General features: G+C 66.8%; 13 protein-coding genes. 6 read left to right on the top strand and 7 right to left on the bottom strand.

All coding sequences use genetic code 11. The features are described 5' to 3' along the window. Window positions 1–123 precede the first annotated feature (123 nt). Window positions 124–13,137: a non-ribosomal peptide synthetase gene (locus PF66_RS12570; protein ID WP_054062872.1), complete on the top strand. Its 13,014-nt coding sequence runs from the start codon at window positions 124–126 to the stop codon at window positions 13,135–13,137. A 209-nt stretch (window positions 13,138–13,346) separates the two neighbouring features. On the opposite strand, the gene dsbG is transcribed toward PF66_RS12570, so the two are convergent. Genes dsbG through dsbD form a run of 3 tightly spaced genes read right to left on the bottom strand, consistent with a single transcriptional unit; the run spans window position 13,347 to window position 16,719 of the window. Further along, on the bottom strand, window positions 13,347–14,123 hold the full coding sequence (gene dsbG, locus PF66_RS12565; protein ID WP_054062871.1) for a thiol:disulfide interchange protein DsbG: 777 nt from the start codon (window positions 14,121–14,123) through the stop codon (window positions 13,347–13,349). Next, the gene (locus tag PF66_RS12560) at window positions 14,099–14,968 is read right to left on the bottom strand and encodes a TlpA disulfide reductase family protein (RefSeq protein WP_054062870.1); all 870 of its coding nucleotides are present in this window, start codon (window positions 14,966–14,968) and stop codon (window positions 14,099–14,101) included. Before PF66_RS12560 ends, dsbG begins: the two co-directional genes overlap by 25 nt. Then, the gene (dsbD, locus tag PF66_RS12555; protein ID WP_054062869.1) at window positions 14,968–16,719 is read right to left on the bottom strand and encodes a protein-disulfide reductase DsbD; all 1,752 of its coding nucleotides are present in this window, start codon (window positions 16,717–16,719) and stop codon (window positions 14,968–14,970) included. The genes PF66_RS12560 and dsbD overlap by 1 nt, the downstream gene beginning before the upstream one ends. 180 nt (window positions 16,720–16,899) lie before the next feature. Between dsbD and PF66_RS12550 the strand changes: the two genes are divergently transcribed. From PF66_RS12550 to PF66_RS12530, 5 genes are all read left to right on the top strand, one after another. Beyond that, window positions 16,900–17,574 carry a response regulator gene (locus tag PF66_RS12550; protein ID WP_054060514.1) on the top strand — a complete coding sequence of 225 codons (675 nt, stop codon included), beginning with the start codon at window positions 16,900–16,902 and terminating at the stop codon, window positions 17,572–17,574. Continuing rightward, window positions 17,571–18,896: a sensor histidine kinase gene (locus PF66_RS12545; protein WP_192842781.1), complete on the top strand. Its 1,326-nt coding sequence runs from the start codon at window positions 17,571–17,573 to the stop codon at window positions 18,894–18,896. The genes PF66_RS12550 and PF66_RS12545 overlap by 4 nt, the downstream gene beginning before the upstream one ends. A gap of 98 nt (window positions 18,897–18,994) precedes the next feature. Beyond that, a complete protein-coding gene (locus PF66_RS12540) occupies window positions 18,995–19,471 on the top strand; it encodes a GNAT family N-acetyltransferase (RefSeq protein ID WP_054062868.1) in 477 nt (158 codons plus the stop codon). 212 nt (window positions 19,472–19,683) lie between these two features. Further along, entirely contained in the window at window positions 19,684–21,096 is a 1,413-nt protein-coding gene (locus PF66_RS12535; protein WP_054062867.1) for an aspartate aminotransferase family protein, read from the top strand. 83 nt (window positions 21,097–21,179) lie between these two features. Continuing rightward, the gene (locus PF66_RS12530) at window positions 21,180–21,398 is read left to right on the top strand and encodes an MbtH family protein (protein ID WP_017905458.1); all 219 of its coding nucleotides are present in this window, start codon (window positions 21,180–21,182) and stop codon (window positions 21,396–21,398) included. 100 nt (window positions 21,399–21,498) lie between these two features. Here PF66_RS12530 and PF66_RS12525 read toward each other — a convergent pair whose 3' ends face one another. The 4 genes from PF66_RS12525 to PF66_RS12510 are packed head-to-tail and all read right to left on the bottom strand — an operon-like array spanning window position 21,499 to window position 25,036. Continuing rightward, window positions 21,499–22,461 (bottom strand): metal ABC transporter substrate-binding protein, encoded by a 963-nt coding sequence (locus tag PF66_RS12525; RefSeq protein WP_054062866.1) that lies wholly within the window; start codon window positions 22,459–22,461, stop codon window positions 21,499–21,501. Beyond that, window positions 22,462–23,361, bottom strand: a complete 900-nt coding sequence (locus PF66_RS12520) for a metal ABC transporter permease (protein ID WP_054060509.1) — start codon at window positions 23,359–23,361, stop codon at window positions 22,462–22,464. Next, the gene (locus PF66_RS12515) at window positions 23,358–24,110 is read right to left on the bottom strand and encodes a metal ABC transporter ATP-binding protein (RefSeq protein WP_054062865.1); all 753 of its coding nucleotides are present in this window, start codon (window positions 24,108–24,110) and stop codon (window positions 23,358–23,360) included. The genes PF66_RS12520 and PF66_RS12515 overlap by 4 nt, the downstream gene beginning before the upstream one ends. Beyond that, on the bottom strand, window positions 24,107–25,036 hold the full coding sequence (locus PF66_RS12510; RefSeq protein WP_054060507.1) for a metal ABC transporter substrate-binding protein: 930 nt from the start codon (window positions 25,034–25,036) through the stop codon (window positions 24,107–24,109). The genes PF66_RS12515 and PF66_RS12510 overlap by 4 nt, the downstream gene beginning before the upstream one ends. Window positions 25,037–25,056 lie beyond the last annotated feature (20 nt).

Raw genomic sequence — 25,056 nt, 5'->3', positions numbered from 1 at the left:
GGCGAAAACCGGCGAGCGCAATTGACTGGAGTCAATGAACACTCCGAGCCGGTTTTCAACGCAGCCTGGGTGAGCGCAGATACATTTCGTACAGAGCCTGGCCGACTCCAGGCAGGAATCCCCATGATTGACGCGTTCGAACTCCCCAACACCCTGGCCCAGGCCCTTCAGCGCCGTGCACTGCAGACCCCGGACCGACTGGCGCTGCGGTTTCTCGCCGAAGACAAGGAGCAGGGCGCGGTCCTCAGTTACCGCGACCTCGACCTGCGGGCACGGACCATCGCCGCCGCCCTGCAGGCCAATGCGCAACTGGGGGATCGGGCGGTCCTGTTGTTTCCCAGCGGCCCGGACTATGTCGCGGCGTTCTTCGGTTGCCTGTACGCCGGAGTGATCGCCGTGCCGGCCTATCCGCCGGAGTCGAGCCGTCGTCATCACCAGGAGCGGCTGCTGTCGATCATCGCCGATGCCGAGCCGCGCCTGGTGCTGACCAGCGCCGACCTGCGCGAACCGTTGCTGCAGATGGACGAGCTGTCGGCCGCCGATGCGCCGCGACTGCTGTGCGTCGACACCCTCGACAGCGCGCTGGCCGACAACTGGCGTGACGCCGGCGTGCAGCCGGACGACATCGCTTTCCTGCAGTACACCTCCGGTTCCACCGCGATGCCCAAGGGCGTGCAGGTCAGCCACGGCAACCTGGTCGCCAACGAGGTGCTGATCCGCCATGGCTTCGGCATCGACCTCAATCCCGACGACGTGATCGTCAGCTGGCTGCCGCTGTATCACGACATGGGCCTGATTGGCGGGCTGCTGCAGCCGATCTTCAGCGGCGTGCCGTGCGTATTGATGTCGCCGGCCTACTTCCTCGGTCGACCGCTGCGCTGGCTGGAGGCGATCAGTGAATACGGCGGCACCATCAGCGGCGGCCCGGACTTCGCCTACCGCCTGTGCAGCGAGCGGGTCAGCGAAACCGCGCTGGCGCGGCTCGACCTCAGCGGCTGGCGGGTGGCCTATTCCGGGTCCGAGCCGATCCGCCTCGATACCCTGGAGCGTTTCGCCGAGAAGTTCGCCCCCTGTGGTTTCAGCGAGCAGAGCTACTTCGCTTCCTACGGCCTGGCCGAAGCCACCCTGTTCGTCGCCGGTGGCCAGCGTGGCCAGGGCATTCCCGCGCTGCGGGTCGATGAAGCGGCGCTGGCGCAGAACCGTGCGCAGCCGGGCGATGGCAGCCCGATCATGAGTTGCGGCACCAGCCAGCCCGAGCATGCGGTGCGGGTGGTCGAACCGGCCAGCCTGCAGGTGCTCGGCGAAAACGCCGTCGGCGAAGTCTGGGCCGCCGGCCCGAGTATCGCCCACGGCTACTGGCGCAACCCCGAGGCCTCGGCCAAGACCTTCGTCCAGCACGAGGGGCGGACCTGGCTGCGCACCGGTGACCTTGGCTTCATGCGCGAGGGCGAGCTGTTCATCACCGGACGCCTGAAGGACATGCTGATCGTGCGTGGGCACAACCTGTACCCGCAGGACATCGAGCAGACCATCGAACGTGAGGTGGACGTGGTGCGCAAGGGCCGCGTCGCCGCCTTTGCCGTGACCCGCGATGGCCAGGACGGCATCGGCATCGCCGCGGAAATCAGCCGCAGCGTGCAGAAGATCCTGCCCGCCGACGCGTTGATCAAGCTCATCCGTCAGGCGGTGGCCGAGGCCTACCAGGAAGCGCCGAGTGTGGTGGTCCTGCTCAATCCGGGCGCCTTGCCGAAAACCTCCAGTGGCAAGCTACAGCGTTCGGCCTGCCGCAACCGGCTGGCTGACGGCAGCCTCGACAGCTACGCACTGTTTCCCGACCAGACTGCTGCGTCGGATGAAGTTTCCGAGACCGTGGTCGATGAGCTGCAGGCGCTCATCGGGCGGATCTGGCAGGAACAGCTGCAAGTGGACAAGGTCGCGGCCGACGACCATTTCTTCCTGCTGGGCGGCAACTCGATCCTCGCCACCCAGGTGGTCGCTCGCCTGCGTGAAGCGCTGGGCATCGAGCTGAACCTGCGCCTGCTGTTCGAGGCGCCGACCCTGGGGGCCTTTGCCGCCCAGGTGGCCCGCCAGCAACAGGATGGCGGCGCGGCCCAAGGTACCATCGTGCAACTGTCGCGCAGCCAGGAGCTGCCGCAGTCCCTGGCGCAGAACCGCCTGTGGTTCCTCTGGCAACTGGACCCGCAGAGCAGCGCCTACACCATTCCCGGTGCCCTGCGCCTGCGTGGCGAGCTGGATGAGGCGGCGCTGCGCAACAGCTTCGAACGCCTGATCGAGCGCCATGAATCCCTGCGTACCCGCTTCTACGAGCGCGATGGCCAGGCCATGCAGCGCATCGACGCCAGCGCCGCGTTCGACCTGCAACTGATCGACCTCGGCGACCTGCCGACGGACCAGCGCGAGGCCCGCGCCCGGCAGATCCGCGAGGATGCGGCGCGTACCCAATTCGACCTGGAGAAGGGCCCGCTGTTGTGGGTGACCCTGGTTCGCCTGGACGACCAGGAGCACCAGTTGCTGGTGACGATGCACCACATCATCGCCGACGGCTGGTCGCTGAATATCCTGATTGACGAATTTGCCCGACTGTACGCGGCCGCTGCCCAGGGCCAGGTGGCCGAACTGGCCCCGTTGCCGTTGCAATACGCCGACTATGGCAGTTGGCAGCGCCAGTGGCTGGCCCAGGGCGAAAGCCGGCGGCAACTGGCGTACTGGAAAGAGCAACTGGACGGTGAGTTGCCGCGCCTCGACCTGGCTACCGACCACCCGCGTTCGGCACAGAAGCGTCACAGTGCAGCGCGCCTGAACCTGCGCCTGGATGCCGCCCTCAGCGCGGCGGTGCGCCAGACCGCCCAGGCCTGCGAGTCGACGCCGTTCATGCTGCTGCTGTCGGCGTTCCAGAGCCTGCTGTTCCGCTACAGCGGCCAGCGCGACATCCGCATCGGTGTGCCGAGCGCCAACCGTCCGCGCCTGGAAACCCAGGGCCTGATCGGTTTCTTCATCAATACCCTGGTACTGCGCGCCGGGCTGGAGGCGCGGTTGCCGTTCGTCGAACTGCTGGCGCAGACCCGCCAGGCCACCCTCGACGCCCAGGCCAACCAGGACCTGCCGTTCGAGCAACTGCTCGAAGCCTTCCCCGAGGCGCGCGAGCAGGGCCTGTTCCAGGTCATGTTCAACCACCAGCAGCGCGACCTGGGCGCCTTGCGTCGGTTGCCGGGGCTGCTCGCCGACGAGTTGCCGTGGCACAGCCGCGAAGCCAAGTTCGACCTGCAACTGCACAGCGAGGAAGATCGCAGCGGCCGCCTGAGCCTGGCCTTCGACTACGCCGACGAGTTGTTCGACGAGGCGACCATCGCCCGTCTGGCCGAGCATTTTGTCAGCCTGCTGCAACAGGTCACCCGCCAGCCGGAGCAGGCTATCGGTGACCTGCAACTGTTGACCGCCACTGAGCGTGAGCAGCAGGCCGCGTGGGGTGTCGCTCCCTGCACCCCGGCCGGCGAGTGGCTGCCGGAACTGCTCAACCGCCAGGCACAACTGACCCCGCAGCGTACCGCCCTGGTCTGGGACGGAGGCCGCCTCGACTTCGCCGAACTGCATGCCCAGGCCAACCGGCTGGCCCACTACCTTCGCGACAAGGGCGTCGGCCCGGATGTGCGGGTGGCCATCGCCGCCGAGCGTTCGCCGCAACTGCTGATCGGCCTGCTGGCGATCATCAAGGCCGGCGGAGCCTATGTGCCGCTGGACCCGGACTACCCGCGCGAGCGCCTGGCCTACATGCTCGTCGACAGCGGCGCCGAACTGCTGCTGACCCAGAGCCACCTGCTTGACAGCCTGCCGGTGGCGGCGGGTGTCAGCGCGGTGGCGATGGACCTGCTCAAGCTCGACAACTGGCCGAGCCAGGCGCCGGGCCTGCACCTGCACGGCGACAACCTCGCCTACGTGATCTACACCTCCGGTTCCACCGGCCAGCCCAAGGGCGTCGGCAATACCCACGCGGCATTGGCCGAGCGCCTGCAATGGATGCAGGCGACCTACGCCCTGGACGCCGGCGACGTGCTGATGCAGAAGGCGCCGATCAGTTTCGACGTCTCGGTCTGGGAGTGCTTCTGGCCGCTGATCACCGGTTGCCAACTGGTCATCGCCGGCCCGGGCGAACATCGCGATCCCTATCGCATCGCGCAACTGGTGCAGACCTTCGGCGTAACCACGCTGCACTTCGTGCCGCCGCTGCTGCAACTGTTCATCAACGAGCCGCAGGTGGCCCGGTGCGCCAGCCTGCGCCGGCTGTTCTGCGGTGGCGAGGCGCTGCCGGCCGAGCTGCGCAACCGGGTACTGGAGCAGTTGCCACAGGTTCAACTGCACAACCGCTATGGCCCGACCGAAACCGCGATCAACGTCACTCACTGGCACTGCCAGGCGAGCGATGGCGAGCGTTCGCCGATCGGCCGGCCGCTGGGCAACGTGACCTGCCGGGTGCTCGATGCCGAACTGAATCCGCTGCCCAACGGTGTGCCGGGAGAACTGTGCATCGGCGGGATCGGCCTGGCCCGTGGCTACCTGGGTCGCGCCGGGCTGACCGCCGAGCGTTTCGTCGCCGACCCGCTGGGCGCTGCCGGCGAACGCCTGTACCGCACCGGCGACCGCGCGCGCTGGGCCGCCGATGGCGTGCTGGAATACCTCGGCCGCCTCGACCAGCAGGTCAAGCTGCGCGGTTTCCGTGTCGAGCCCGAGGAAATCGAGGCGCGCCTGCTGGCGCTGGAAGGCGTGACCCAGGCCGTGGTGCTGGTACGCGACACGCTGGCCGGTGCCCAACTGATCGGCTACTACACCAGCCCGGGCAGCAGGGTGGCTGAACAGCAGCAGAGTGCTGCGCTCAAGGCTGCCCTGGCCGCCGAACTGCCGGAGTACATGGTGCCGGCGCAACTGCTGCGCCTGGATGAAATGCCCCTGAGCCCCAGCGGCAAGCTGGACCGCAAGGCCCTGCCGGAACCGCAGTGGCAGGTGCGCGAACACATCGAACCGGTGACTGCGCTGCAGCAGCAGATCGCTGCGATCTGGCGCGAAGTGCTGGGCCAGCCGCAGGTCGGTCTGGGCGACGATTTTTTTGCCCTTGGCGGTCATTCGCTACTGGCCACCCAGATCATTTCCCGTACCCGCCAGGCCTGCGATGTCGAGCTGCCGCTGCGGGTGCTGTTCGAGGCACCGGAGTTGGGCGCGTTCGCCGAGCAGGTGCAACAGCTCCAGGCATCCGGCCGCCGCAACCAGCAGGCGGCCATCGGCCTGGTCGATCGCAGCCAGACGGTGCCGCTGTCCTACTCCCAGCAACGCATGTGGTTCCTCTGGCAGATGGAGCCGGACAGCCCGGCCTACAACGTTGGCGGCATGGCGCGCTTCACCGGCGTGCTCAATGTTGCCTGCTTCGAGGCCGCGTTGCAGGCGCTGATCCAGCGCCATGAAACCCTGCGCACCACCTTCCCGAGCCGCAACGGTGTGGCCCACCAGCAGGTTTCGGCCGAAACCGCGGTACGCCTGGCCTGGAAGGACTTCTCCACCCTCGACCGTGAAGCGCGTGAGCAACGCCTGCAACAGCTGGCCGACAGCGAGGCGCACCAGCCGTTCAACCTGGAGACCGGGCCGCTGCTGCGGGCCTGCCTGGTCAAGGCCGCAGAGCAGGAGCACTACTTCGTCCTGACCCTGCACCATATCGTCACCGAAGGCTGGGCGATGGACATCTTCGCCCGTGAACTGAGCGCGCTCTACGAGGCCTTCATCGACCAACGCCCGTCGCCGCTGCCACCGTTGCCGGTGCAGTACCTGGACTACAGCGTCTGGCAACGGCAGTGGCTGGAGTCCGGCGAGCGCCAGCGTCAGCTGGACTACTGGACTGCGCAACTGGGCAACGAACACCCGCTGCTCGAACTGCCGAGCGACCGCCCACGGCCGCCCGTGCAAAGCCACCGTGGCGAGCTGTACCGCTTCGACCTCAGCGACGAGCTGGCCGCCCGGGTACGTGCCTTCAACACGCAGCAGGGGCTGACCCTGTTCATGACCATGACCGCTGCGCTGTCGGTGCTGCTCTACCGCTACAGCGGCCAGACTGACCTGCGCATCGGCGCGCCGGTGGCCAACCGCATCCGTCCGGAAAGCGAAGGGCTGATCGGCGCCTTCCTCAACACCCAGGTGCTGCGCTGCCAGCTCGACGGGCAGATGAGCGTCGGCGAGTTGCTCGAACAGGTCCGGCACACCGTGATCGAAGGCCAGTCCCACCAGGACCTGCCGTTCGACCACCTGGTGGAGGCCCTGCAGCCGCCGCGCAGTGCCGCCTACAACCCGCTGTTCCAGGTGATGTGCAACGTCCAGCGCTGGGAGTTCCAGCAGAGCCGGACCCTGGGCGAGATGCGCGTCGAGTACCTGGTCAACGATGCCCGCGCGACCAAGTTCGACCTCAACCTGGAAGTCACCGACCTCGACCATCGCCTGGGCTGCTGCCTGACCTACAGCACCGACCTGTTCGACGAGCCGCGCATTGCCCGCATGGCCGCCCACTGGCGCAACCTGCTGGAGGCGCTGATCGGTGACCCGCAGCAGCGCCTGAGCGAGTTGCCGCTGTTGCAGGCCGACGAGCAGCAGGCGCTGTTCGCCAGCCTGGGGGCGGAAGCCGGCGAGCAGCGGCTCGACCAGTGCATCCATCAGTTGTTCCGGCAACAGGCCGAGGCTCGTCCCGACGCGCCGGCACTGACTTTTGCCGGCCAGACCCTCAGCTATGCCGAGCTCAATGCCCAGGCCAACCGCCTGGCCTGGCGCCTGCGTGAGCAGGGCGTAGGCCCACAGGTGCGGGTCGGCCTGGCGCTGGAGCGCTCGCTGGAGATGGTGGTCGGCCTGCTGGCGATCCTCAAGGCCGGTGGCGCCTATGTGCCGCTGGACCCGGAATACCCGCTGGACCGCCTGCACTACATGATCGCGGACAGCGGCGTCGGCCTGCTGTTGAGCCACCGTGAGCTGCTGGAGGCCCTGGGGCCGCTGCCGGCCGGTGTCGCGCAGTGGTGCCTGGAGCAGGATGGCCCGGCGTTGGCCGGCTATCCCGCCGAGGAACCACCGTTCATCAGCCTGCCGCAGCACCAGGCCTACCTGATCTACACCTCCGGCTCCACCGGCAAGCCCAAGGGCGTGGTGGTATCCCATGGCGAAATCGCCATGCACTGCCAGGCGGTGATCCGTCGTTTCGACATGCAACCGGACGACTGCGAACTGCATTTCTATTCGATCAACTTCGACGCCGCCACCGAGCGCCTGCTGGTGCCGCTGCTCAGTGGCGCCCGGGTGGTGCTGCGGGCCCAGGGCCAGTGGGACGCCGAGGAAATCTGCCAACTGATCCGCCAGCAGCAGGTCAACATCCTCGGTTTCACCCCGAGCTACGGCAGCCAACTGGCCCAGTGGCTGGCGACCCAGGGGCAGATCCTGCCGGTACGCATGTGCATCACCGGCGGCGAGGCGCTGACCGGCGAACACCTGCAACGCATTCGCGCGGCGTTCCAGCCGAGCCTGTTTTTCAACGCCTACGGGCCGACCGAGACCGTGGTCATGCCACTGGCCAGTCTGGCACCGCAGCAGTTGGAAGAGGGCGCGGGCAGCGTGCCGATCGGTACGGTGGTCGGTGCGCGGGTGGCGTACATCCTCGACGCCGACCTGGCCCTGGTCCCGCAGGGGGCCACCGGTGAACTGTATGTGGGCGGGGCCGGCCTGGCCGTCGGTTATCACCAGCGTCCGGCGATCACCGCCGAGCGTTTCGTCGCCGATCCGTTCGGTGCCGAGGGCGCGCGCCTGTATCGCACCGGTGACCTGGTGCGCCAGCGGGCCGATGGCCTGGTGGAATACATGGGCCGGATCGACCACCAGGTGAAGATCCGTGGTTTCCGGATCGAACTGGGGGAAATCGAGAACCGCTTGCTGGAGCATGACGCGATTCGTGAAACCGTGGTGCTGGCGCTGGATGCGCCTGGCGGCAAGCAACTGGCCGCCTACCTGGTCAGCGATGTCGCGGCGCAGGACGACGCACGGCAACTGCAATTGCGCGAAGCGCTCAAGGCGCACCTCAAGAGCCAGTTGCCGGACTACATGGTGCCGACGCACCTGATCCTGCTGGAAAGCATGCCGCTGACCGCCAACGGCAAGCTCGACCGTCGGGCACTGCCAGCACCGGACCCCGAGCTGAACCGCCAGCAGTACGTGGCGCCGAGCAACGAGCTGGAGCAACACCTGGCCGGCATCTGGCGCGAGGTGCTGAACGTCGGCCAGGTCGGCCTGAACGACAACTTCTTCGAACTGGGCGGCGACTCGATCCTGTCGATCCAGGTGGTCAGCCGTGCGCGGCAACTGGGCATTCACTTCAGCCCACGCGATCTGTTCCAGCACCAGACCGTGCAAAGCCTGGCGGCGGTGGCGACCTACAGCGAGCGCATCACGGCCGAACAGGGCCTGCTCGGCGGCGAGTCGAGCCTGACGCCGATCCAGCACTGGTTCCTCGACAGCGACATCCCCGAACGCCAGCACTGGAACCAGGCGCTGGTGCTGGAGCCGGTCCGTGCCCTCGAACCCCGTGCCCTGGAGCAGGCCCTGGCGGCCCTGCTGGAGCATCATGACGCGCTGCGCCTGGGCTTCACCGTCGAGGCGGGCCAATGGCGTGCCGAATACCGCGTGCCGGACCAGGCCACTCTGCTGCAACAGGTGCAGGTCACGGCGCTGAGTCAGTGCACGGCACTGTTCACTGAGGTGCAACGCAGTCTCGATCTGCAACACGGGCCGCTGCTGCGCGCGTTGCTGGTGGATGGCCCGCAGGGCAAGCAACGTCTGCTCCTGGCGATTCACCACCTGGTGGTCGACGGTGTGTCCTGGCGCGTGCTGCTGGAAGACCTGCAGAACGCCTACCGCCAGGTACTGGCTGGCGAAGCGGTGCAACTGCCGGCGAAAACCAGCTCCCTGCGCGACTGGGCGAACCGCCTGCAGGCTTATGCCGGCAGTGAATCGCTGCGTGAGGAGTTGGCGCTGTGGCAGGCGCAATTGGCCGGTCCGGCCCTCGACCTGCCGTGCGAACGCCCTGAGGGCGGCCGGCAGAATCGACATGCCGAAACCGTCAGCGTGCGTCTCGATGCGACGCGCACCCGGGCCCTGCTGCAACAGGCACCGAGCGCCTACCGTACCCAGGTCAACGACCTGCTGCTGACCGCCCTGGCGCGGGTGATCTGCCGCTGGACCGGCCAGCCGTCGGCCCTGGTACAACTGGAAGGCCACGGCCGCGAGACCCTGTTCGACGAGATCGATCTGACCCGCACCGTCGGCTGGTTCACCAGCGCCTACCCGGTGCGCCTGACGCCGCTGAACATCGAGGAAGCGGCCGGGCAGGGCGACTCGATCAAGGCGATCAAGGAGCAACTGCGCGGCGTGCCGCACAAGGGCCTGGGCTACGGCGTGCTACGCTACCTGGCCGAGCCGTCGCTGCGTGAGGCGATGGCGAGCCTGCCGCTGGCGCCAGTCACTTTCAACTACCTGGGACAGTTCGACCAGAGTTTTGGCGACGAGGCGCTGTTCCGGCCGCTGGAAGAGTCGGCGGGCGAAGCCCATGGCGCCGAGGCACCCCTGCCCAACGAACTGAGCATCGACAGCCAGGTCTACGGCGGTGAGCTGGTGCTGCGCTGGACCTTCAGCCGCGAGCGCTTCGACAATACGACCATCGCCGAACTGGCCGAGGCCTACCTGGGCGAACTGGGCAGCCTGGTCGAACACTGCCTGCGCGACGACGCCGGCGGCCTGACTCCGTCCGACTTCCCGCTGGCCCGCCTGACCCAGGCGCAGTTGGATACGCTGCCGGTGGCCGCCGCGCAGATCGAGGACGTCTACCCGCTGACGCCGATGCAGGAAGGCCTGCTGCTGCACACCCTGCTGGAGCCGGGGACCGGCCTGTACTACATGCAGGACCGCTACCGGATCAACAGCGAACTCGACCCGCAGCGTTTCGCCCAGGCCTGGCAGGCGGTGATCGCCCGCCATGAAGCCTTGCGTGCGTCGTTCTGCTGGAACGTCGGCGAGGACATGCTGCAGGTTATCCACAAGCCCGGCGGCACGCCGTTCGAATACCTGGACTGGAGTGCCGAGGCCGAGGAGCAACAGGAACCTCGTCTGCAACATCTGCTCAAGACCGAACGCGAGGCCGGTTTCGATCTGCTGCGCGAGGCGCCGTTCCACCTGCGCCTGATCAAGGTCGGGGAGGCGCGCTACTGGTTCATGATGAGCAACCACCATATCCTGATCGATGCCTGGTGCCGTTCGCTGCTGATGAACGACTTCTTCGAGATCTATACCGCCCTGGGCGAAGGTCGTGAAGCGCAGTTGGCACCGCCGCCGCGCTACCGCGACTACATCGGCTGGCTGCAGCGCCGCGACCTGGCCGAGGCCCGGCGCTGGTGGAAAGGCAACCTGCAGGGCTTCGAGCGTGCCACCCCGATCCCGAGCGACCGACCGTTCCTGCGTGAACACGCCGGCGACAGCGGCGGCATGGTGGTGGGCGACCGCTACACCCGTCTCGACCCGCGTGACGGTGCGCGCCTGCGGGAACTGGCGCAGCAGCACCAGTTGACAGTCAACACCTTCGCCCAGGCGGCCTGGGCCCTGGTCCTGCGCCGGTTCAGCGGCGATCGCGACGTACTGTTCGGCGTCACCGTGGCCGGGCGTCCGGTGGAGATGCCGCAGATGCAGCGCACCGTCGGCCTGTTCATCAACAGCATCGCGCTGCGGGTGAAGTTGCCGGAGGAGGGTGCCGGCTGCAGCGTGCGCGACTGGTTGCACGGACTGCTGGAGCGCAACATGGAGTTGCGCGAGTACGAGTACCTGCCGCTGGTGACCATCCAGGAGCAGAGCGAGCTGCCCAAGGGCCAGCCGCTGTTCGACAGCCTGTTCGTGTTCGAGAACGCGCCGGTGGAAGTCTCGGTGCTGGACCGGGCGCAGAGCCTCAACGCCACCTCGGACTCGGGGCGTACCCACACCAACTTCCCGTTGACCGCGGTCTGCTACCCGGGCGACGACCTGGGGCTGCACCTGTCCTACGACCAGCGTTACTTCGAAGCCGAAAGCGTCGAACGCCTGCTGGGCGAGTTCAAGCGCCTGCTGCTGGCGCTGGTGGAGGGTTTCCATGGCGACATGGACGAGTTGCCGCTGGTGGGGGCCGAGGAGCGCGAGTTCCTGCTCGAGGGTTGCAACCAGAGTGCCCGTGAGTACCCGTTGGAGCACAGCTATGTGGCGTTGTTCGAGGCGCAGGTCGCCGCGCACCCGCAACGCATTGCCGCGACCTGTCTCGACCGGCAGCTCAGCTACGAGCAGTTGAACCAGGCCGCCAACCGCCTGGGCCATGCCCTGGTGGCCGCCGGGGTCGTGGTCGACCAGCCGGTGGCGCTGCTGGCCGAGCGCGGTCTGGATCTGCTGGGAATGATCGTCGGCAGCTTCAAGGCCGGCGCCGGCTACCTGCCGCTGGACCCGGGCCTGCCGAGCCAGCGCCTGAGCCGGATCATCGGGCTGAGCCGCACGCCGTTGCTGGTCTGTACGGCAGCCTGCCGTGCACAGGCCGAGGCGCTGCTACAGGAACTGAACGGCGAACGGCCACGACTGCTGGTCTGGGAAGACGTGCAGCAGGGTGCGTACCCGCTGGTCAACCCGGGCATCCACAGTGGGCCGGACAACCTCGCCTACGTGATCTACACCTCGGGTTCGACCGGCCTGCCCAAGGGCGTGATGGTCGAGCAGCGTGGCATGCTCAACAACCAGTTGAGCAAGGTGCCGTACCTGCAACTGGCCCCGTCGGACGTGATTGCCCAGACCGCTTCGCAGAGTTTCGACATCTCGGTCTGGCAGTTCCTCGCCGCACCGCTGTTCGGGGCGCGGGTGGACATCGTGCCGAATGCGATTGCCCATGATCCGCAAGGGTTGCTCGAGCATGTCCGGCAGCAACGGATCACCGTGCTGGAAAGCGTGCCGTCACTGATCCAGGGCATGCTGGCCCTGGACCACATCAGCCTCGACGGCCTGCGCTGGATGCTGCCGACCGGCGAAGCGATGCCGCCGGAACTGGCGCACCAGTGGCTGCTGCGTTATCCACAGGTCGGGCTGGTCAATGCCTACGGCCCGGCGGAGTGTTCGGACGACGTGGCGTTCTTCCGCGTCGATCTGGCCTCGACCCGTGGCAGCTACCTGCCGATCGGCACGCCGACCGACAACAACCGCCTGTACCTGCTCGACGGTGCCGATGAACTGGTACCGCTGGGGGCGGTGGGTGAGTTGTGCGTGGCCGGCACCGGTGTCGGTCGCGGTTATGTCGGCGATCCGCTGCGCACGGCCCAGGCGTTCATCCCGAACCCGTTCGGTGCGCCGGGCGAGCGGCTGTACCGCACCGGCGACCTGGCACGTCGGCGTAGCGATGGCGTGCTGGAGTACGTCGGCCGGATCGACCATCAGGTGAAGATCCGTGGTTATCGGATCGAGCTGGGGGAAATCGAGGCGCGTCTGCGCGAGCAGCCGGAAGTTCGCGAAGCGGCGGTGGGTGTCCAGGAGGGCGTCAACGGCAAGCATCTGGTCGGCTACCTGGTGGCGACCGACTCGGCGCTGGGCCAGGCCGACTGCCTGGACCGGATCCGGCAGCGCCTGCGCGCCGAACTGCCGGAATACATGGTGCCGCTGCACTGGCTATGGTTGGAGCGCCTGCCGCTCAACGCCAACGGCAAGCTCGACCGCAGGTTGTTGCCGGCGCTGGAGATCGGCCAGTTGCAGGGCCTGGACTACCTGGCACCGCGCAACGAGCTGGAGCAGACGCTGGCGGCGATCTGGGCCGAGGTGCTGAAGGTCGAACGGGTCGGTGTGCGGGACAACTTCTTCGAGCTGGGCGGGCATTCGCTGCTGGCCACGCAGATCGCGTCGCGGGTGCAAAAGACCCTGCAGCGCAATGTGCCGTTGCGGGCGATGTTCGAGTGCAGCACGGTGGAGGAGTTGGCCGGCTATATCGACGGTTTGCAGGCCGATGGGATCAGCGAGGAGAAGGTCGATCGGCTGAGCGACCTGATGGCGGAGCTGGAGGGGTTGTAAAACCCTGAGACACTTGCCGATCGCTCCCATGCTCTGCGTGGGAGCGTCAACTGGCTGCATTCCCGAACGATCGATACTACGGGTTCGGGCACCCCGCGTGCCTGTAGGAGCGTGGCTTGCCCGCGAAAGGGCCCTCGAGGCTGCCAAAAGCTTCGCGGGCAAGCCCTGCTCCTACAGGTGTGGGGTCGTGGCCGATATCGCCGGCAGGGTTACTTCGGCCCGAGAATCTTCACCAGCTTGTCCGGCGACGGCGCGCCCTGTTGCTGTTGCAGGTCGCCATTGGCGTCGAGGTAGAAGATCGACGGCGTGGCCGACAATTCCAGCTCATCCATCAGCTTCGTGTTGGCATCGAGCTTGGCCTGGATATCTGCCGGAATCTTCGCCAGCGGCTTGAGCGAACTGCCCTTGCCGGCCTTCTCATGGTCGTGCAGGGCCTGTTGCGGGTCCTTGGCGGCGAACAGCGCGGCCGCCTTGGCCGGGCTGTCTTCACGGATGATTCCGACCATGATGTGCCGCAACTGCACCTTGCCGGACTCGACCCAGGGCCGGGCCTGCTCCCAGAACATGTTGCAGTAGGGGCAGTTCGGGTCGCTGAACAGATAGACGATGCGCGGTGCATCCTTCTTGCCGTCCTCGATCCAGTTGCTCTTTTCCATCTGGCCCCAGACCTGCCTGGACATCGGCCCGTACACCAGTTTCTGCAGCGGCGCCTGGCTCAGGTCCTTGCCGTCGGCGTCATACAGGTTGCCGGCGATCACATGCTTGCCATCGGCCGTCAGGTACAGGGCCATGCCACGGTTCTGGTACTGGGCGGCATAGCCGCGCAGGCCGGCGGGTGCATCGAAGCTGCCGACGATTTTGGCGCCCTTGGCTTCAATGCTCCTGATCGGCGCGGGCAGTTCCTCGGCCCGGACGGGCGCCTGCAGCAGCAGGGCGCCGATGGCGCTGCCCAGGGTCAGGTTCAGCAGATGGCGGTGGAAGGGCATAGCGGGTTCCTTGCTGTGGCCGGAACGGCCTTGTTGGGGTGTGGCGGACCGAAGTTCTCCAGGGCGCGTGCCAGGCTGGCCTCGGACAATTCGCCCAGGTGGCTGCCGAGCAGTTGGCCTTCGGCGTTGTACATGAGGGTGGTGGGCAGGGCCATGGAACCGACGCTTTGTGCCAGTTGGCCGGTGCCATCGAACAGCACGTTGTCGAGGTTCAGGCCCTGGGTCATGAGGAAGGTGGTTACGCTTTGCATGCTCTCGGCCTGGTTGACGAACAGGAAGGTCACGTCCTGGCGCTCGCGCTGGGCCTTTTGCAATACCGGCATTTCCCGGCGGCAGGGTGGGCACCAGGTGGCCCAGAGGTTGATCACCAGCGGCCCGCCCTGGTAGTCGCTCAAACGCACCGTCTGGCCGTCGGCATTGAGCAGGGTAATGGCCGGCAGGCGGGAGCCTTGCTCGTAGAATGTCGTGGAGAAGCTCGCCAGCAGCCAGAACGCCAGGCCGCTACCCAGGCCGAAGCCCAGCGGCTTGCGCAGCGCCGGCCGGCGCCAGGCCCACGCCACGGCGCCGAGCACGATCGCCAGCAGGCCGGGCCAGGGCAGGAAACCGCCGTCACGGATATCGAGGACCTGCAGCGGATCGTTGCGGAAGTAGCTCCAGTAGGCGATCACGAAACTGCCACGGGCAGCCAGCAGGCCCAGGATGAACAGGCTGAACAGCACCGACTCCGGGTTGTCGCCACCGCGTTTGGCCACCCACCAGCCAACCAGCGTCGCCAGGGCGAGGGCCAGCAGCAACAGCAGATGGTTGATCGACAGGGCGAAGGTTCCGAGGGTCAGGGTCAGCATTAGCGGGCATCCCGTGTGCTATTCCAGTTCTGCAGGAAACCGCCGGCGTCGATTTCGCCGGTGATGCGGCTGGCCCGGCGCTCGCTGCCATCGGGGGCGATCCACAACAGGGTCGGCGGGCCGGGCACTTCGAAGCGGCCCAGCAGTGCCTGGCTGGCGGCGTTGTCGTGGGTCACGTCCAGGCGCACCAGGTGCACATCGCGCAGGGCCGCGATCACCTCGGGCTTGCCGAACACCTGTTTCTCCATGACCTTGCACGACACGCACCAGTCGGCGTAGTAATCCACCAGCGTCCACCGACCGCCGGCCTTGGCCGCGTCCAGTTCACGCTGCAGCGCGGCCGGCTCGCTGACGGTGACGAAGCTGGCAGGGTTCACCGCGCTCTGGCCGCTACCCCCGGTGTAGACCTGCAGCGGACGCCACAGGTCAGTGCCGCCACCGGCGGCGCCGATCACCAGCAGGCTGCCCCACAGGCCCAGCAGCAGGCTGAGGCAGGCAGCCGACAGCGCCAGGCGCCCGGGCTGCCGTGCCAGTACCCAGAGCGAGCGGGCCACCACCAGCGCCAATGCACCCCACAGGCCGAGCCACAGCGATTCGTGCACCACCGGCCGAATCATCACGATCGCGGTGCCGAGGAACAGGAAGCCGAACAGCGCCTTGACCCGGTCCATCCACAGTCCCGGCTTGGGCAGAAAGCGATTGCCCACGGTCACCAGCAGCAACAGTGGCAGGCCCATGCCGATGCCCAGGCTGAACAGCACCAGGCCGCCGAGCAGCACGTTGCCGCTCTGGGCGATGTACAGCAGGGCGCCGGCCAGCGGCGCGGTCATGCACGGACCGACCAGCAGCGCCGACAGCGCGCCGATGATCCCGGCACCGACCAGGCTGCCACCGCGACGACCCTGGCCGGCGCGTTCCAGGCGGTCGCGCACGGCCCCGGGCAACTGCAGTTCGAAGAAACCGAACATCGGCAAGGCCAGCACCACGAACAGGGTGGCAAAGCTGCCCAGCAACCAGGGCTGTTGCAGGAAGGCCTGCAGGTTGCCGCCGAGCAGCGCGGCGAGCACGCCCAGGCCGGCGTAGACCAGCGCCATGCTCAGCACATAGCTGCCGGCGAGGGCGAAACCGCGCCGTGGGCTGGCGCCGCTGCCGACCACGATGCCGGCGAGAATCGGCAACATCGGCAGGGTGCAGGGGGTAAAGGCCAGCAGCAGGCCGAGGCCGAAGAAGGCCAGCAGGCTCCAGCCCAGCGTCTGCTGGCTCAGGCTGCTGGCCAGGGACTGGTCCCGGGCTTGTGCCGGCTGGCTGGACGTTGCCGCTTTCTGTGGTGTTGTCGCCAGGTCGCCGAGATCGACCACCTGGGTCTGGGGCGGGTAACACAGCCCGGCATCGGCGCAACCCTGCCAGCCGACGTTGACCTTGCCACGGGCATCGGCCGGGATCAGCACTTCCAGTTCGGTGCGATACACCGGCTGGTCGCCAAAGAATTCATCGCTGTGCGCCAGGGCCTCGGGCAGCGCGGGGCGGTGCCCCGGGTCCAGGCCGTCGAATTTCAGGCGCTTCTGATACAGGTAGTAACCCTCGCTGATCTGCCAGTACAGGCGGGTCTGACCGGAGGCCAATTTCTCCGAATTGAAGACGAAAACCTGATTGGCCGGGGGGAACTCCGGCTTTTTCACCGCGAACGGATCGTTGCCGGCCTGGGCCAGGCTGGCGAAGATCAGGAAAAAAAGGGGCAACACCCAACGCATAAAAAAGTCCTTGGTGCACAAGCTTGTCCGGCCAAGAGTGCTGGCCAGCGATTAACCGATCATTAACCCGCCCCAGCGGTTGCTGTGGCGGGCGCGAACGTTACTATCTTTACGGAGTCACGGCATAATCGCCGCTTAATCCGTCCGGGTTTCAATGGACATATTTGCACAGGTAACCCCATGCACGTACTGGTTTGCGAAGACGATGAGTTGATTGCCAGCGGCATCGTCGCCGGCCTTGCCGCCCAGGGCATGACCGTGGAGCATGTCGCCACGGCGGCCGCGGCGCGGGCGATGCTGCGTGCGGCGCAGTTCGACGTGATGGTGCTCGATCTCGGCCTGCCCGACGAGGACGGCCTGCGGCTGCTGACCCAGTTGCGCAGCAAGGGGCTGGAACTGCCGGTGCTGATCCTCACTGCCCGCGATTCGGTGACCGACCGGGTCGACGGACTGCAGGCCGGTGCCGACGACTACCTGCTCAAGCCGTTCGACCTGCGCGAACTGTTCGCCCGGCTGCAGACCCTGCTGCGCCGGGTCGCCGGGCGCAGCGTCAACCTCATCGAGCACGGCCCGCTCAGCTACGACCCGAGCAGCCGGGTGACCACCCTGAATGGCCAGTCGGTGGACCTCTCGCGCCGCGAGCAGGCGCTGTTGCAGGCGCTGTTGCACAACCGTGGCCGCGTGCTGTCCAGCGAGCAGCTCAAGGACAGCGTCTATGGTTTCAGCGACGAGCTGGAAAGCAACGCTCTCAACGTGCATATCCATCATCTGCGCCGCAAGCTGGGCAACGGCATCGTCGAGACCGTACGCGGCCTGGGCTACCGCCTCGGGCCGGCGGGTGACGGAGAAGCATGATGAGCCTGCGGCTGCGCCTGAGCCTGACCATCGGTTCGGCGTTCATCCTGATCTGGGCCCTGGCCGCGACCTGGATGCTCAGCGACCTGCGCCACCAGATGATGTTTTCCCTCGACCAGCGCCTGGTGGCTTCGGCACGGATGGTGGCCGGGCTGATGGAGCAGTTGCCGATGATGTCGGGCAGGGGCGATGTCACGCATTTCAGCTCCGAGCAGCTCAATATCACCGGCGGCATGGCCTGCCAGGTCAGTTCCCTGCGGGGGGAAGTGCTGGCCCGCAGCCATAACAACCCCGAGCAGGCCCTGGAGGCCCACAGTGTCGGCTTCCATGACCAGATGATCGATGGCGCGCCATGGCGTACCTTCACCCTGGTACGGGGCGATATCCACATCACCACCGCCGACCGTCAGGTCGAGCGCGAGGCTCTGAACCTGTCGGTGCTGCTGGCGGCCTCGGTGCCGGTGGGTGTTGCGCTGCTGGTCTGCCTGTTCCTGCTCTGGCTGGGGCTCGGCCAGGGGCTGGCGCCGCTCAAGCGCATGCGCGACGCGCTGAAGCGACGCAGCCCGGATTCCCTCGAGCCGTTGCAGATCCATCCGTTGCCCAGCGAGTTGAAACCCCTGCTGGAAACCCAGAACCAGCTGTTGCAGCGCATCGGCAAGGCCATCGAGCGCGAACGCCGGCTGACCGGCGATGCCGCCCATGAGCTGCGCAGTCCGCTGACGGCGATCAAGACCCACCTGCAGGTGGCGCGCATGACCGAAGGTGCGGCCCGCGACCAATCCCTGGCCCATGCCGAGGCGGGGGCCGACCGCCTGCATCGGACCCTGGAACAGTTGCTGCTGCTGGCCCGGGTCGAAGGCAGCCTGTCGTTCGACGACGGCGTGCAATGCACCGCCGAACAGGTGGCGCGCCTGGCGATCCAGGATTCGGCCAACGGCGACCGGCAGCGTATCGAGTTGCACCTGCAGGAGCCTTGTTCCTCGGCACCGCTGGAAATGCCGTCGACCCTGTCGATTGCCGCCTTGCGCAACCTGCTGGACAACGCCCTGCGCCACACGCCGGGGGATGCGCCGGTGGAGTTGAACGTGGAAACCACCGGCAATCGCGTGCGCTTCCAGGTGCGCGACCATGGTCCGGGTATCGCCGAGGATGACCTGCAGCACCTGACCCAGCGCTTCTGGCGTAACGGCAAGAGCACCGGTTGTGGCCTGGGCCTGGCGATCGTCCAGGCGATCGTCCAGCGCTGCGGTTGCGTGCTGCATTTCGACAGCCGGCCGGACGGCCTGCGGGTCGAACTGACCATGCCCCTGCAGGCCACATAGTGGCCTGAAAAATCCTGTCACCGCGCCCGGCTCGCCCGGGCGTGGCCCATGGCAGTATCGTCTGACGCCTGTCGCTCAACGGATTGAGGTCATGCGCCATGGACACTGCTATCGACATTCGCCCGGCCGTCGCCGCCGATGCCGGGATCATCAGCCGGATACTCCTGCGCTCGATCCGGATCGGCTGTTCGCTTGACCATCGCAACGAGCCCGCGCGGGTCGAGGCCTGGACCCGCAGCCGCAGTATCGGGCATGTGCGGCCCTGGCTGGCCGATCCACGCCTGTACCTGAACCTGGCCCATCTGCGGGGCAAGCCGGCGGGCGTGGGCATGGCGCGTGACGATGGGCGCATCCTGTTGTGCTACGTGCAGCCGGAATGGTTTCGGCGTGGCGTCGGACGGGCGCTGGTGGCCGGGCTCGAAGCCTGGCTGGCGACGACAGGGCATGGCACGGCATGGCTCAACAGCACCCTGACCGCCGAGGGTTTCTACCGGCAACTGGGGTATCGGCAGACGGAGCGGGCGTTCAGTGCCATGGGGCTGACCGCGATTCCCATGTGCAAGCCGCTGGTTTGAGGGGCCTGTTCGCGGATTTATTCGAGAACAGGCCAGCAGCAACCCGAGGCAGGATATCTCCCCCAGACGCTGCTTCGACCCACTCAAAAATCCCCCGGCAGGTGTAAATCCCTGCCTCGCTGGTGCGTTTCCAGAACATGCAATCCGCGCGCACGTGTCCGCGCGCGGATCAAGGTTTTGGCCACCCCACCCGCGTATTGAGGGATCGAGAGATGTCAGTCGCTACCAGCCTTATCGAAAAGCCGCCGGTCCATGCCGACCAGCCCACGGCGGAAACACTCTACCAGTTCGACGAATCGCCGCTGCTGGCCCGGCAGAGCCGCCAGGAGTCCAATGCGCGCAGCTACCCGCGGCGCATTCCCCTGGCACTCAAGCGGGCCAAGGGCCTGTATGTCGAGGATGTCGAAGGCCGTCGCTTCATCGATTGCCTGGCGGGTGCCGGCACCCTGGCGCTGGGGCACAACCATCCGGTGGTGATCGAGGCGATCCAGCAGGTGCTGGCCGATGAACTGCCCCTGCACACCCTCGACCTCACCACGCCGGTCAAGGACCAGTTCGTCCAGGACCTGTTCGGCCTGCTGCCCGAAGCCCTGGCCAGGGAAGCGAAGATCCAGTTCTGCGGTCCGACCGGTACCGATGCGGTGGAAGCCGCCCTCAAGCTGGTACGTACCGCCACCGGGCGCAGTACCGTGCTGTCGTTCCAGGGCGCCTACCACGGCATGAGCCAGGGCGCGCTGAGCCTGATGGGCAGCCTGGGCCCGAAGAAACCGCTGGGTGCGCTGCTGGGTAACGGTGTGCAGTTCCTGCCTTATCCGTACGACTACCGCTGTCCGTTCGGCCTCGGTGGTACGGCCGGGGTCAAGGTCAACCTGCATTACCTGGAAAACCTGCTGAACGATCCCGAGGGTGGCGTGCAACTGCCGGCGGCGATCATCGTCGAAGCGGTGCAGGGCGAGGGTGGCATGATCCCGGCGGACCTCGACTGGCTGCGCGGCCTGCGTCGGATCACTGAGAAGGCCGGCGTGGCGCTGATCGTCGACGAGATCCAGAGCGGATTCGGACGTACCGGCAAGATGTTCGCCTTCGAACATGCCGGTATCGTTCCGGACGTGGTAGTGATGTCCAAGGCCATCGGCGGTAGCCTGCCGCTGGCGGTGATGGTCTACCGTGACTGGCTCGACACCTGGGCACCCGGTGCCCATGCCGGGACGTTCCGTGGCAACCAGATGGCCATGGCCGCAGGTTCCGCGGTGATGCGTTATCTCAAGGAGCATGATCTGCCGGCTCACGCGGCGGCCATGGGTGAGCGCCTGGGCGAGCATCTGCGCCTGTTGCAGCGCGATTTCCCGCACCTGGGGGATATTCGTGGACGCGGGCTGATGATGGGGGTCGAACTGGTCGATCCGGATGGCACCCCGGATGCCCAGGGGCATCCACCGGCCTTGCCGCGCCTGGCGCCGTTGCTTCAGCGTGAGTGCCTCAGGCGTGGCCTGATTCTCGAACTGGGCGGGCGGCATGGCGGGGTGGTGCGTTTCCTGCCGCCGCTGGTGATCACTGCCGCGCAGGTCGACGAAGTGGCCCGGATCTTCGGGCAGGCCCTGGAGGCCGCGCTGCTCCAGCTCTAATTTTTTACCGGGGCCGAACGTCTTCAACTACACGAGTGCCACGCAACTGGCGCGGCCTCAACCCACTCTCATGGAGAACCGCAATGACTTCAGTATTCGACCGCGATGACATCGTCTTTCAGGTGGTGGTCAACCACGAGGAGCAGTATTCGATCTGGCCGGACTACAAGGCGATCCCCAATGGCTGGCGAGCCGTGGGCAAGAGCGGCTTCAAGAAGGAGTGCCTGGCCTACATCGAGGAAGTCTGGACGGACATGCGGCCCTTGAGCCTGCGCCAGAAGATGGACGCCCAGGTGGCCTGATTGCCACCCTCGAAAAAGGAAAGGCACCGGTGAAGGTGCCTTTTTTGTTGGGTGCGCGAATGGGCCCTTAAGCCCACCGAAAAACTCACAGGTACCCAGGCTAGATCGGCGCCAGGGTATCCAACACCTGCCTGATCGAGCCTTCAAGCGCCGTCAGCGGGTCAACGCTTTCGGTTTCGAGCACCAGCAGGGTACTGCCGGCCTTGGCTATCGCCGCCTTCACCGTTTCCGGCGGCTGGCGGTGGTCCAGCACCAGCTTCACATCGGCATCCTTGAGGGTTTCGCTCAACTTCGCCAGGGCCTCGGGTGTCCACTGCTCGTCGCTGCGCGCATCGACCTGGATCAGCTCCAGGTTGAGCCCGCCCACCAGGTAGTTGAAGCGCTCGGAGAGGCTGAGCACACTGAGGTTTTCGGCCTTGGCCAGGCGTGTCTCGCTGTCGGCGCTGAGCTTGAGCAGGCGCTGCTTGAAGGTCGCCAGGTTGCTCTCGATCCTTGGCTTGGCGGCGGGCGCCAGGCGCACCAGATCGGCAGCGGTCACGTCGGCCATGCGCCCCAGGTTGTTGCTCGACAGCCACGGCTGGCTGTTCAGACCGTCGGTGCCCTTGCCCGGCTGTACCGCGATGCCCGGCAGACCGCCGTCCACCGGACGTGCGGCGTCGACCTCGACAATGCGCACATTGCTGCGTCGGGCCATGATGTACAGCGGGTCGTCGGGCCACAGCGAGCGCAGGCCGATCACCGCGTCGGCCTGGTTGGCCAGCTTCTGCAGGGCCGGCGCGCCACGGCCGCTGAAGTAGGCGCTCTGGCGGCTGCCCGGCAGGTTGGCGTCGGCGGCACGCTGCAGCTCGACGCCACTGTCCTTGAGCAGGATCTCGCCCAGGCCATAGGTGACCGGCAGGCTGGCCAGAATGCGCACCGGCGGGTTTTCGCTACTGGCGTGCAGGGCTACCGTGCCCAGGCCGTGATTGGCGTTGATCGGCATCGGTGCCTGGCTGGAGAACGATACGCTGCTGTACAGGCCGCCCAGCAGCAGGGCCAGGGCGAGGGGGCGAAAATTCGGCATTTATCCAATATTCCCTTTGAGACTGGGCACGGTGCCACGAGCGATCGCCGCCAGGGCGAAGGCGATACCGGCCATCAGGATGATCGCCGCGCCGGACGGCACGGGCAGGTCGAACAGGATCGGCAGCAGGATGCCGCTCAGGGTGCTGACGGTGGCGATCGCCACGGAAATCCAGAAGAAGCCCTTGAGCGATTGGCTGAGCAGGCGGGCGGCAGCGGCCGGAATCACCAGCAAGGCACCGACCAGGATCGCGCCGATGACCTTGACCGCGGCTACGGTGATCAGGGTCACCAGCACCACGAACAGGTAGTCGAGGGCCTTCACCGCGACGCCGCGCACCGCCGCCAGTTGCGGGTTGAAGCTGGCCAGCATGATGCGGTTGTACAGCGGCAGGCTCAGGCCCAGCACCAGCGCGCCGACCACCAGCAGCACCAGCAGGTCGTTGCCGTTGACCGTCAGCACCGAACCGAACAGCACGTTTTCCAGGATGTGCACGTTGATCTTGCCGGCCAGCACCAGCAGCAGGCTGGCGCCGAGGGCCAGAGACACCGAGAGGAACACTCCGATCAGCGTGTCCGGGGCCAGCCCGGTGCGGTTGCGCAGGTAGTTGAGCAACACGCCGAACAGCAGGCAGTAGCCGAACAGGCTGCCGTAGGGGCCGGTGTAGGGCTCGCCGAGCAGGATACCGATGGCCACACCGGTCAGCGCCGCGTGGCCCACCGACTCGGAGAAGAACGCGAAACGCTTGACCACCACCAGGGTGCCGAGGCCGCCCAGCACCGGGCCGATCAGCAGGCCGGCGAGCAGCGCGTTGATCACGAAACCGTAGGCCAGCGCGGCTGGCAGCAGGCCGTCGGTGGCCCAGCCCTGGATCATCAGGCGAAAGGCTTCATAGCTCATGGTCGGACACCCTCGCTGCGTGGATGGGTGGAAAACAGCGTCAGCAGGCGCTCCGGGGTCAGTGCCTCGGCAGGTGTGGCATCGAACAGGATGCGCCGGTTGAGGCCGGTGACCCGGTCGGCCAGGCGCTTGACCGCCTCCAGGTCGTGTTCGATCCACAGCACGGTGATGCCGGCGCGGCGCCAGTCGCCGAGCAGGCGCTCGAACACCTGAATGCCGGCTTCGTCCAGCGCCGACATCGGCTCGTCAAGCACCAGCAGTTGTGGCGGCGGGATCAAGCCCTGGGCCAGCAGCACCCGCTGGCGCTCGCCACCGGACAGGGCGCCCATGCGCCGCTTGCGCTTGTCCTGCATGCCGACCCGCTCAAGTGCCTCGCCGATGGCCCCGGCGAAATGCCGGGACAGGCCAAGGAATGCCGGGCGACGCTGGCACATGGCAGCCATGAAGTCGTCGACGGTCATCGGCAGGCCGCGGTCGAATTCCAGGGCCTGGGGAACGTAGCCGATGGTGCCCGGTGCGCCTTGCCATTGCAGGCTCAGGCGACCCTGGTGCGGCATCTGCCCGAGCAGGGTCTTGATCAGCGAGCTCTTGCCGCCGCCGTTGGGGCCGACCAGGGCGTGCACGTGGCCGGGACGGACCTGGAAGCTGACGTTGTCGAGAATGGTGGTGCGGCCCAGGGTCAGGCCGATCGTGTCGAAGTCCAGGGTCGGCCCGCTGGCGACGCGCTCGATGCTCTCGGCGGCGGTCATGCGCCAGCCTCCTGGATCGCCCGGACCACGGTGTCGAGGTTGTTGCGCATTTCCTTCTCGTACTTGTCGGCGGTGTAGTCGCCATAGGAAATGTGCGACAGCGGGTAGAGCTTCACCCCGGACTCGCGCTGGATGGTCTCGACATAGGTGGACGGGAAGTCCAGTTCCGAGAAGATCACCTTCACATCCAGCTCGCGCAGTTGGTCGATGGTCTTCTTCAACTGGCTCGGGCTCGGCTCGATGCCATGGGCCGGCTCGACCACCGCGGTGACCTCCAGGCCGAACTCGCGCAGCAGGTAGTCATAGGCCGCATGCACGGTGGCTACCCGCAGGTCGGCGTTGGGCGCCTGGGTCAGCTTGGCCAGGGCGTCGGCGCGCAGCTGGCGCAGGCGCTTGCCGTAGGCGCGGGCGTTGGCGGTATAGAATTTGGCGTTGTCCGGATCGAGCTTGCCCAGCTCGCGGGCGATGTTGTTGACCTGGGCGATGGAGGCGCTGATGGACAGGAAGGTGTGCGGGTTGACCACCTTGCCGGCGCCGCGGGCGGCGATGCCGGTGGCGGCCAGCAACGGCACGTTCTCGTTGGCCTCGATCAGCGGGATCTGCGGTTTTTCACTGGCCTCGATCATGCGATCGGCAAAGTCGTCGTGACCGACTCCGTTGAGCACGATCACGTCCAGGGTACCGATACGCTTGATGTCCTCGGCCCGTGGCTCATAGGCATGGGGGTTGAAACCGGCTGGAATCAGCGGCACCACTTCGGCCTTGTCGCCGACGATGTTGGCGACGTAACTGTAGTAGGGGTGCAGGGTGATGCCGATGCGCAGGCGCTTGGCGGTGTCGGCGTGGACCTGGAAGGTCGACAGGAGCGGTGCGAGCAGCAGGGCCAGGAGCAGGCGACGGCGGCTGAACAGGGCTGAAATGGACATGAGAGGACGATCTTCTCCGG

It is taken from the genome of Pseudomonas asplenii (genome assembly GCF_001293465.1).
Lineage (GTDB): Bacteria > Pseudomonadota > Gammaproteobacteria > Pseudomonadales > Pseudomonadaceae > Aquipseudomonas > Aquipseudomonas fuscovaginae_B.
The sequence above is the reverse complement of the archived record's forward strand: the minus strand, read 5'-3'. Positions and strand labels throughout refer to the sequence as shown.